Consider the following 10,640-nt stretch of genomic DNA (forward strand, 5'->3'; position numbering starts at 1 on the left):
CCCTTCCTTCGTCAGGGTTCCCTCTCTCCGACGACGCTCCGTGGGCCCGCGCCGAACGGACATCCATGTCCTAGCGGCGCTCTCGCGGCATCCATGCCGCTCGGCCCACTCCGCGTCGTCTGCGTTCGGCCTGCACCAAAGTCGCGTTGGGCGGTGTCTGGACCTTTTGTGTACGAAGATCAAAAGCGAGATCAAAAGCAGATCAAAAGCAGATCAAAAGCAGATCAACAGCAGATCAACGGCTTCCCGGCTGAAGCCGGTCCTACGGGGGAATGCGGTGCCGTGGATGATCGTCCCCACGCTCTGCATGGGGATGCATCCTGGGACGCTCCGCGTGCATTCCCGGCTAAAGCCGGTCCCACTGACTGCACGCGGTGTTCTTGTAGGACCGGCTTTAGCCGGGAAGAGGCCATCGCAGGCGCCGGCATTTTTGGACTGCCCGCAGCTTTTTAGTGGGACCGGCTTCAGCCGGGAAAAGGCCAGTCCGGGCAGTGGAGGTCGGTGGCTGGCGCGCGATGTGCCTGGTCTGGCGATCAGGGAGTTTGTGTGAAGTTGTCCGCGGCTGTCGGGGAACCCGGCCTCGTCCATTCAAGCTGTTAGGATGACCGGCAGGATGCCGTCTCAAGTGACGGATTATTCAGCCGATATCCCGGTGTGCAAGGCAGTCGGTGACGGTTGTGCCGGGGTGTTCACGGCCCGGAATCTGTCGCTTCTGCACCCCATGAGGTAGTTATCGATGACATTCCATTCGCTCATTCACACACTGGGCAGCGCACTCTGTGTGGCGCTGTTGTTGTGCGTGGGCTCTGGCGCGTCGGGAGCTGAATCGATTAACTCGAACGCGGCCCGTGTCGAGATCCATGTGGTCACCGAAGAACTCCCGCCCTATAACATGACCCGCGACGGGGGGCTCACCGGCATGAGCACCGAGGTGGTCCAGGCGGTGTTGAAGGAGGTCAATGTGCAGGCCTCCATTCAATCCATGCCCTGGGCGCGGGCCTATGACCTGGCGCTGCACACGCCCAATGTGTTGATCTACTCCATCACCCGCACCGCCGAGCGCGAGCGGCTGTTCAAGTGGGTCGGCACCATCGCCGCGTCGCGCTGGTTTCTGTATTCGTCTGCCAGCCATCCCGTCTCGCTGCTGAGCGTGGACGATGCGAGAGACTGGCAAACCGCGACGGTCAACGAAGACGTCGGCGAGCAGTACCTGATGGCGCGCGCGTTCGAGATCGGCCATCAGCTGCAATCGAGCAACCGCTACGAATTCAATTACCAGAAGCTGCAGACCGGCCATGTCGACCTGTGGATTTCCGACGAGCTCAACGCTTACTACCTCGCCCGGCAGGTCGGCGATGACCCCACCCGGACGCTGGTGCAATCCCTGCGCATAAAAGAGCTGGAAGAAGCCGGCGGCTTCAACATGGCGTTCAGCATCGGCACGCCCGACGCCACGGTGCAGCTGTTTCAGAAAGCCCTTGAGACCATTCGCGCCAACGGCACCTACGACGCCATCGCGCGCAAGTGGCAATGAGCATGCCGTTCGACACCCCTTCCGACCCGCCCGGCGACACCCGCCCGGACCCTCGCAACGGGCAGCGCACCGGACAGCGCAACGGTTCGCTGGCACGGCGTCTGGTGCTGGCGACGCTGGCGTTCTGCATGCTGTTCACCGCCGCAACGGTGCTGGTGCGCACCTGGTTCGCCTGGAACACCAATCTGGCGAACATGAACGCCGAGCTGAGCCTGATCGATCAGGTGTTCCAGGGCACGCTGTCAAAAGCCGTGTGGGAGATGGATGATCAGGCGCTGCAGACCCAGATCGACAGCGTGGCCACGGCGGCGCCGGTGGGCCGGGTTCAGCTGACGATCCTGCGGCCCGGTCGCGCCCCCGAGATTCTGGAACACCAACACCCCGGCCACACCGGCTCGATCCTCGCCCCGGCGTTGCATCGGCAGCTGACGATTGCGCCCTACCCCGGCGCCAGCGAGGTGGTCGGCGAGCTGACCATCGAAGGCGACGAGAGCCTGCTGTGGAGACGCCTGTGGAAAGAAGTCGCGGTCATCATGCTCACCCAGATCATCCAGTCCCTGGCGCTCGCCGGGCTGATCATGGGGATGTTCAACCGCTCGGTGACCCTGCACGTGCGGCGCATTGCCCGCCACCTCGAACACCTGACACCGCTCAACCTCAAGACGCACCTGACGCTTGAGCGACGCGGCAAGGCCGGCGACGAACTCGACCTGCTCGAAGCGGGCGTCAATGACCTGCAGGACAAACTGGCCGCGCACCTGGAGCGTCAGGCGCGCGATGAAGTCACCCTCGCCGCCAGCCGCGACCAGCTCGCCGAACTGGTCGAGCAGCGCACCGCACAGCTCAAGGCCGCCAATACGCGACTGGAAGCGCTGACCCGCTTCGATCCGCTCACGGGCCTGGCCAACCGCCGGCATTTCGACGAGCTCAAGGAGCTGGAATTCAACCGCGCCTTGCGTCATCGCCAGCCGCTGTCGGTGCTGATGTGCGACATCGATTTCTTCAAGCTTTACAACGACACCTACGGCCATGCCCGGGGCGATCAATGCCTGCGCGACGTGGCGCTGGCCATGAGCGCGCTGTTTTCGCGCTCCGGCGAACTGGTGGCGCGGCTCGGCGGCGAAGAGTTCGCCGTGCTGCTGCCGGGCCAGGATGAGCAACAGGCACTGGCCTCGGCCGATCGCCTGCGCGGGCTGCTGGCCCGGCAACAACTGGTACACAGCGCTTCACCGGTCTCGCCTTTCGTGACCTTGAGCATCGGCGTGGCCGAGCTCGACCCGGCGAACATGGAGCACTTCGATCAACTGCTGCAGAGTGCCGACCGGGCGCTGTACCGGGCGAAAAGCCAGGGCCGGGACCGCTGTGTGATCTGAACCGAGAGGAATGCCATGGGAACAATTCATCGTCAGTGCAGCGTTCTGGTCACTTTCTTGATGTTTTTCGTGTGCCTGAACGCTGGCGCCGCGACGTTGCAAGTGGTGACCGAAGACTCCTCCTACAGCGCACTCGACGGCGACAAGGTGGTCGGGGTCGCCAGTGAAGTGGTCGAGCTGACCCTCGCCAACGCCGGCATCACCGATTACCACATGGCGCTGTACCCCTGGGCGCGGGCCTACGACATCGCGCAGCTGGAAGCGAACGTGCTGATCTACCCGATGATCCGCAGCAGTGCGCGCGAAGGGCTGTTCAAGTGGGTCGGCGAGCTGGAACACGTCATGCCGTCGTTCTACAAACTGCGCAAGCGCGGCGATGTGCGGGTCAAGGACTTGCAGGACGCCAGTCATTACACCGTCGGCGTGGTGCGCGACGATTCGCGCCAGCAATACCTGGAAGGCAAGGGGTTCAGCAGGATGGTTGTGTCGGCCAATAACCTCGACAACCTGCGCAAACTCATCAGCGGCCAGGTCGAGCTGATTCCCATGCCCGAGCGCGAGGCGCGGGAACAATGCGCCGATCTGCACATTGCCTTCGAGGACCTGGAAAGCGTCTTCACCCTCGACGAACTGTCCAAAGGTCTGTACGTCGCCCTCAGCGCCAGCACCCCGGACGAGACGGTGCAACGAATCACCGCCGCCTTCGCCCGACTCAAACAGGACGGCACGGTGGACAGGGTCATCGCCGGGCAGTGACAGCAATAAGTCGCAAGCCCACCCCGGCCTGCAAAACTGCTTTTCATGCCCCGGAAATCAGCGGCTCGGGGATTTCACAAAGCCTTCACAATCGTTTTGGAAAACTCCGCGCGGTCTGTCCCGCCTCCCCTCCCGGCAGCCATTGACTGACTCAGTCTGACGTCTCGGCCCCACGGATGGAAATGCCTGTTGCACCCGCACCCCAGGCACTGCGCGGCCCCTTATATGGAAATGAATCCGATGGTCAAACCGGTCACGTCTACTCGTCTGGTGATGCTGTTTTCCCTGTGTCTGGTGGTGTTCTACAACTTGGCGACCTGGCGCGCACTGGTTGATCTGGCGCAATTGCAGGGCGTCAAAGCCATCGCGTTCTATGTGTCATTTGCCTTCCTGCTGTGGGCCGCAATCACCCTGCTGCTCACACCCTTTTCGTTTCGCCCGACGCTCAAGCCGGCGCTGAGTCTGGTGGCGCTGTGCTCGGCCGGCGCCGCGTATTTCATGAACACCTACGGCATCAGCATCGACACGACGATGATGCAGAACGTGCTGGAGACCAATCCCGGCGAGGCCGAGGCCCTGTTGAGCGGCAAGCTGTTTCTCTACCTGGGCCTGCTCGGCGTGCTGCCGATCGCGCTGATCTGGTGGGTGCCGGTGACCTACCGCCGCGTGCTGCCCGGGCTGGTCAACAAAGTGCTTGTCTGCATCGGCTGTTTGCTGGTGATCGCCGCTGCCGTCGGCCCCTTCTACTCGACCTATGCGCCGATCTTTCGCGATGAAGACAAGCTCACCCACTTCATCAACCCGACCAATTACATTTACGCCATCGGCAAGCTGACCAAGCAGACCGTCGCCATCAAAGAGACGCTGAAAATCCAGACCGTCGGCGCCGACGCGGCGCTCAGCCCCCAGGCACAACAGCGGCCGAAAAAGAGCCTGATGATCTTCGTTGTCGGTGAAACGGCACGGGCCGACCACTTCTCCCTCAACGGTTACGGGCGGGAAACCAACCCGGAACTGAAGAAGCAGGACATTCTCAACTTCACCCACGTGGCCTCGTGCGGTACCTCCACCGCCGTGTCAGTGCCGTGCATGTTTTCGAAGTTTCCGCGCACCGATTACAGCGACAAAAAGGGCAAGACCTACGAGGGTCTGCTGGACATGCTTCAGCGCGCCGGTCTGAAAGTGCTGTGGCTCGATAACAACAGCGACTGCAAAGGCACCTGCCTGCGCGTGCCCCACAGCGATATCCCGAAAAACCAGCCGAGCCCGTTCTGTGATGGCAAGAACTGCCTCGACGAATCCCTGCTGGTGGGCTTGCAGGAATACATCGACTCGCTGCAGGACAACACCATCATCGTGCTCCATTCCGATGGCAGCCACGGCCCGGAATACTACGATCGCTACCCCAAGACGCTCGAACGCTTCACGCCCGTCTGCCACACCAATCAGTTGGGCAGCTGCACCTCCGACGAGCTGAAAAACGTCTACGACAACACTATTCTTTACACCGATCACTTCCTGTCCCAGACCATCGAACTGCTCAAGCGCAACCAGGACAAGGTCGATGCGTCGATGATCTACGTGTCGGACCACGGCGAGTCCCTCGGCGAAAACGGCATCTACCTGCACGCCGCGCCGTACGCCATCGCACCGACGGCCCAGACCCATGTGCCGATGGTGATGTGGTTTGGCCACTCGACCCTGGAAGACGCCGGCGTCGATCGCACGTGCCTGGCGGCCAGGCAAGACCAGCCGGACCTGAGCCATGACTACATGTTTCATTCGGTGCTAGGCTTGCTCGGCATTACCAGCACGGAATACCAGCCGGCGCTGGACCTCTTTCACAGCTGCAAACGCAACAAGGGATGAGTTGAAATGACCTGCCAGAACCCGGTGATACAGCCTGATAAACCGGTGTTCTGGCGGGACGCGCAGCTGCCGTTCATTGAAGCGCGCTCCATCGACGACGGACGCAAGGTCTGTTATTCCCGTCATTCCCATGAAGTGTTTTCCATCGGCGCAATCACCGCCGGGCAAAGCACGTACCTGCACGAGAAAACCACCCAGACCATCGCCGCCGGCACCGTTGTGGTGATGAACCCTGGCGAGGTCCACGCCTGCAACCCCATCGACGATCAGCCGTGGTCCTACCTGATGCTGTACGTGAACGTGCAATGGCTGGGCGCGCTTCAGCGGGATTGCGGGGTCAACAACGGGGGCGTGTTTCGCGGGTATCCGGCCACCCACAGTCGTGACCCGCTGTTGTTCAAAGGCTTGCTCGACTTGCATCGGCGGCTGGTGGATTCGCAGCTCGATACGCTGGCAAAACAGGAGGCCGCTGTCGGTTTTTTCAGCCTGGTCGAACAGCGTTTGGGCGGCTCGACGCTGACGCCAAGACAGCCCAATCCCAAGGTCGAGCGCGCGGCGCGGTACATCGATGCGCATTACCTGCAACCGATTCGGCTCGAGGATTTATGCGCGGTGGCGAACTTGTCCGAGGCCTACTTGATTCGCGCGTTCGAGCAGCATTACCACATGACACCCCACGCCTGGCTGGTCAACCGGCGCATCCAGCACGGCCAGGCGCAATTGCGCAGCGGCGAGCCCATCGCCGACATCGCGCAGCAGAGTGGCTTTGCCGATCAGGCGCATTTTCAGCGGGCGTTCAAAAAGCATCTGGCCGTGACGCCGGGTCAGTACAAGCCGTGATCAGACTTTCGCTCGCCCGGACCTGAACGGGCTCAGACGTAAAACAGCGACACCGCGCAGCCTGCCAGGAGCGCCGCCATGCTGCGGTTGAACACGCGGATGCGACGAGGGCTGCGCAAGTAAGGGCCGAGAAAAGCACCGGCGTAGGCCCAGCACGCCACCGACAGGTAGCACACGACGAAGTAGATCAACGCAAACAGACCGATCAGTCGCGCCTCGCCATCGGCCACAAACGCGCCCATCCCCGCCACCGCCGCCAGCCAGGCTTTCGGGTTCAGCCACTGCATCGCCGCGCCGTGCAAAAAGGATGGCTCGCGGGTCGGCTTGGCAACATTAAGGCGGCCGTCGTCCATGGCCAGTTTCCACGCCAGATAGAGCAGAAACGCTACCCCGGCCCAGCGAATGATTTCGGTCAGCATCGGGTAGCGCTGCAGCACCTCGTGCAGGCCGAATCCGGTGAACATCAGCAGGACGACAAAGCCCACCGTCGCGCCGAGCACATGGCGCAGGCTCGCGACCAGACCGAACTGCGCGCCCGAGCTGAGCGCCACAACGTTCACCGGCCCCGGCGATATGGACGCGGCCAGTGCGAACGCCGCCATGGAAATCATCAGATTCATTGCACGTGTCACCCTTCATTGACTGTGGGGTGAGTGTACGAAGGGCGCATGAGCCGGCGATTGAACAAAACTGACCAATCGCCGACGGTGTGCCTGGTTCAGTGTTCAGGGTTCAGGGTTCAGTCGTGGGCTTGGGTCAGTCGTGGGCCTGGGACAAGGGCCGCGCCACTTCTTCCAGGGATTTGCCTTCCGAGGCCACGCCCCAGATCGCCTGCACCACGGCGGCCAGCAACATCAACGCCGCACCGATCAGATAGCCGAAGAACACCGGGCCCCGCTCATGGGTGTCGATCAACTGGCCGAACAGGGTCGGGCCGACGATGCCGCCCAGCGCCGTGCCGAATGCATAGAACACCGCAATCGCCAGCGCGCGGATCTCCAGCGGGAAGGTTTCGGCGACGGTCAGATAGGCCGAACTGGCCGCTGCCGAGGCGAAGAAGAAAATGATCATCCAGGCGATGGCTTGTTGCGTGACATCCAGAACGCCCTGCTGAAACAGATAGCCGCTAATGGTCAGCAGGACCCCGGACACGGCGTAGGTCAGGCTGATCATCACCCGCCGCCCCACCACATCGAACAGCCGGCCCAGCAGCAAGGGTCCGCAGAAGTTGCCCAGCGCCAGGGGCAGCACGTACCAGCCGATCGACGCCGACGGCACCTGATAGAACTCGGTCAGCACCAGGGCGTAGGTAAAGAAAATCGCGTTGTAGAAAAACGCCTGGGCGGTCAGCAGCGTCAGGCCCACCAGCGCGCGGCGGCGGTAGGTGTTGAACAGCGTGTGGAAAATCTCTTTCAGCGGCGTGTGGTCCCGGGCGTGCAGACGCAAGGGTGGACCCGTTGGCGCGGAGAGGTCGTGGCCCTGACGGCGCAGGCGCTCTTCGATGCCTTCCACGATCACCCTCGCCTCTTCACCCTGGCCGTGAATCAGCAACCAGCGCGGACTTTCCGGCAGCCACAGGCGCATCAGCAGAATGATCAGACCGAGCACCGCGCCGATGCCGAAACACAGGCGCCAGCCCATGTCCGCGCCGACCCAGGAGGCGTCCAGGAGGACGATGGAGCCGACCGCGCCCAAGGCCGCGCCGATCCAGAAGGTGCCGTTGATGGTCAGATCGACCCAGCCGCGAAACCGTGCGGGCGTGAATTCCTGGATGGTCGAGTTGATCGCCGTGTACTCGCCGCCGATGCCCATCCCGGTAAGGAACCGGAACAGCAGGAAACTCCAGACGCTGAAAGAAAACGCCGTGGCGGCGGTCGCGGTGATGTACAGCGCGAGGGTGATGAAGAACAGTTTGCGCCGGCCCAGCCGGTCGGTCAGCCAGCCAAAGAACAACGCCCCCAGCACCGCGCCGCAGACATAGGCGGCGCCGGCCAGGCCGATGTCGGCGTTGGTCAGGTGCAGGACCGGGCTGTCTTTCAGCGCCCCGGACACCGAGCCCGCCAGGGTCACTTCCAGACCGTCGAGCAGCCAGGTGATGCCCAGCGCAAAGACCAGCAACGTATGAAACCGGCCCCACGGCAGACGATCGAGCCGGGCCGGCAGGTCCGTTTCAAACACTGCGCCTTTGGGGTCTGCCGCTACTGCCTGCACGCTGCTGATCGCCATGAGTCTTCCCCGTGGATCGGAAGTGATCTGTGGGTTCAGAGTTCGCGGGGGGCGTGGGAGTTCAGCGGGGGTGATGTGGCGGATAGATGAGGGATAGATAAGGGGACTGATTTATTTACAACGCTTCACCGTAAATCAATCTGTCCCCGACTCAACAATGAGGGTGCTCGTACCGGCGCCTTCCCGCCTAAAGCCGGTCCCACTAAAAGCAGTCACCCGCGGCACCCGCGACAACCTAAAAAAAACCCACCAAACGGTGGGTTTCTTTTTTGAACGCGGCTGCGTGACGTTAAACGTTGAACACCGTCACCAGCTTGGTGTTCAGGTAGGCCTCGATCGCTTCGGTGCCGCCCTCGGACCCGTAGCCGGAATCCTTGATGCCGCCGAAGGGCACTTCCACCAGGCCGATGCCCTGGTGGTTGATCGACAGCATGCCGGCTTCGATGCGGGTGCTGAGGATGTGGGTGGTTTTCATCGATGAGGTAAACGCATACGACGCCAAACCGAACGGCACGCGGTTGGATTCCTTGACGGCATCCTCGACCGTGTCGAACGGCACCAGCAGCGCCACCGGGCCGAACGGTTCTTCGTTCATGATGCGCATTTCGGTGGTCAGCCCGCTGATAACCGTGGGCTGGAAGAAGTAGCCTGGCCCTTCTATAGCCTTGCCGCCGACGTGGACCTTGGCGCCCTTGTCGCTGGCGTCCTTGATCAGCGCATTCAACGCCGGAATACGACGCTCGTTGGCCACCGGACCCATGGTCACGCCCTGCTCCAGGCCGTTGCCGACTTTCAGCTCGTGGGTATGGCCGACGAACTTCTCGACGAATTCATCGAACACCCCGCGCTGGACCAGAATCCGCGTGGGTGACACGCAGACCTGCCCGGCGTTGCGGAACTTGGCGCCGGCCAGCGTGCGCGCGGCCAGGTCGATATCGGCGTCGTCGAACACCAGCGCCGGGGCGTGGCCGCCGAGTTCCATGGTCGCGCGCTTCATGTGCTGACCCGCCAGCGCTGCCAGCTGCTTGCCCACCGGGGTCGAGCCGGTGAAAGTGACTTTCTTGATGGTCGGGTGCGCGATCAGGTAGCTGGAAATCTGCGCAGGGTCGCCGTATACCAGGCCGATGACGCCGGCCGGAACGCCGGCATCGACGAACGCACGGACCAGTTCGGCAGGCGACGCCGGGGTTTCTTCCGGGGCCTTGACGATGATCGAGCAGCCGGCCGCCAGCGCCGACGACAGCTTGCGCACCACTTGGTTGATCGGAAAGTTCCACGGCGTGAACGCCGCCACCGGGCCGACCGGTTCCTTGATGACTTTCTGCTCGACCGAGACGTTGCGCGATGGCACCAGACGGCCGTAGGCGCGGCGGCCTTCTTCGGCGAGCCAGTCAATGATGTCGGCGGCGGACAGGGTTTCCATGCGCGCCTCGGCCAGGGGCTTGCCCTGTTCCTGGGTCATGATGTTGGCGATGTGATCGACGCGATCGCGCAGCAGATTGGCGGCCTTTTGCATGATTTTGTAGCGGTCGTAGGCCGGGGTGCTGCGCCACGTTTCAAAGCCGCGTTCGGCCGCTGCCAGCGCCTGGTCCAGATCGGCGATGTCGGCGTGGGCCACGGTGCCGAGGGTTTCGCCGTCGGCGGGGTTGATGACATCGAGGGTGCGGCCGTCTGAGCTGGCACGCCATTGACCATCGATGAACAGCTGAACGTCTGGGTACATGGGGAACTCCGGATGCGCCTCGCGGGGAGGCGAAGGGAAGAAAGGCGCGCTAAACCTGCCGGATGCGCGCCGCTCGCGATCGGATTGGGTCGGTTGCGGGACATCCTCAGAGATAGGGACGGACGAGGCCGTTTTCAATGGCGCTGAACATGAAACTCGCGATTGGCGGTGACTGAGCCTCTTGTGTATGAAGATCAAGATCAAAAGCAGATCAAGGGCTTCCCGGCTAAAGCCGGTCCTACAGTCGACGCCAATCCTGCTGGATGCATGCAATGCATTTAGTGGGACCGGCTTTAGCCGGGAAGGGGCCGGTTGGTTC

The 10,640-nt window shown here is 62.5% G+C and carries 8 protein-coding genes; 5 read left to right on the plus strand and 3 right to left on the minus strand.

Features of this window, described 5'->3' with window-relative positions:
• Window positions 1–736 precede the first annotated feature (736 nt).
• The 5 genes from QMX88_RS27095 to QMX88_RS27115 all read left to right on the plus strand — a co-directional run bounded on the left by QMX88_RS27095 (window position 737) and on the right by QMX88_RS27115 (window position 6,372).
• Window positions 737–1,534: a substrate-binding periplasmic protein gene (locus QMX88_RS27095; RefSeq protein ID WP_282373342.1), complete on the plus strand. Its 798-nt coding sequence runs from the start codon at window positions 737–739 to the stop codon at window positions 1,532–1,534.
• Between the two features lie 2 nt (window positions 1,535–1,536).
• Window positions 1,537–2,907, plus strand: a complete 1,371-nt coding sequence (locus QMX88_RS27100; protein ID WP_282373343.1) for a GGDEF domain-containing protein — start codon at window positions 1,537–1,539, stop codon at window positions 2,905–2,907.
• 15 nt (window positions 2,908–2,922) lie between these two features.
• Window positions 2,923–3,663 (plus strand): substrate-binding periplasmic protein, encoded by a 741-nt coding sequence (locus tag QMX88_RS27105; RefSeq protein ID WP_282373344.1) that lies wholly within the window; start codon window positions 2,923–2,925, stop codon window positions 3,661–3,663.
• Between the two features lie 225 nt (window positions 3,664–3,888).
• Window positions 3,889–5,532 carry a phosphoethanolamine transferase gene (locus tag QMX88_RS27110; RefSeq protein WP_282373345.1) on the plus strand — a complete coding sequence of 548 codons (1,644 nt, stop codon included), beginning with the start codon at window positions 3,889–3,891 and terminating at the stop codon, window positions 5,530–5,532.
• 6 nt (window positions 5,533–5,538) lie between these two features.
• Window positions 5,539–6,372 (plus strand): AraC family transcriptional regulator, encoded by an 834-nt coding sequence (locus QMX88_RS27115; protein WP_282373346.1) that lies wholly within the window; start codon window positions 5,539–5,541, stop codon window positions 6,370–6,372.
• A gap of 32 nt (window positions 6,373–6,404) precedes the next feature.
• Here QMX88_RS27115 and QMX88_RS27120 read toward each other — a convergent pair whose 3' ends face one another.
• The 3 genes from QMX88_RS27120 to QMX88_RS27130 all read right to left on the minus strand — a co-directional run bounded on the left by QMX88_RS27120 (window position 6,405) and on the right by QMX88_RS27130 (window position 10,321).
• Window positions 6,405–6,992, minus strand: a complete 588-nt coding sequence (locus QMX88_RS27120; protein ID WP_282373347.1) for a LysE family translocator — start codon at window positions 6,990–6,992, stop codon at window positions 6,405–6,407.
• A 136-nt stretch (window positions 6,993–7,128) separates the two neighbouring features.
• Complete coding sequence (locus QMX88_RS27125; protein WP_282373348.1) at window positions 7,129–8,598, minus strand: MFS transporter; 1,470 nt, start codon at window positions 8,596–8,598, stop codon at window positions 7,129–7,131.
• A gap of 289 nt (window positions 8,599–8,887) precedes the next feature.
• Complete coding sequence (locus tag QMX88_RS27130; protein WP_282373349.1) at window positions 8,888–10,321, minus strand: NAD-dependent succinate-semialdehyde dehydrogenase; 1,434 nt, start codon at window positions 10,319–10,321, stop codon at window positions 8,888–8,890.
• Window positions 10,322–10,640 lie beyond the last annotated feature (319 nt).

This window comes from Pseudomonas sp. PS02290, assembly GCF_029960075.1.
GTDB lineage: Bacteria > Pseudomonadota > Gammaproteobacteria > Pseudomonadales > Pseudomonadaceae > Aquipseudomonas.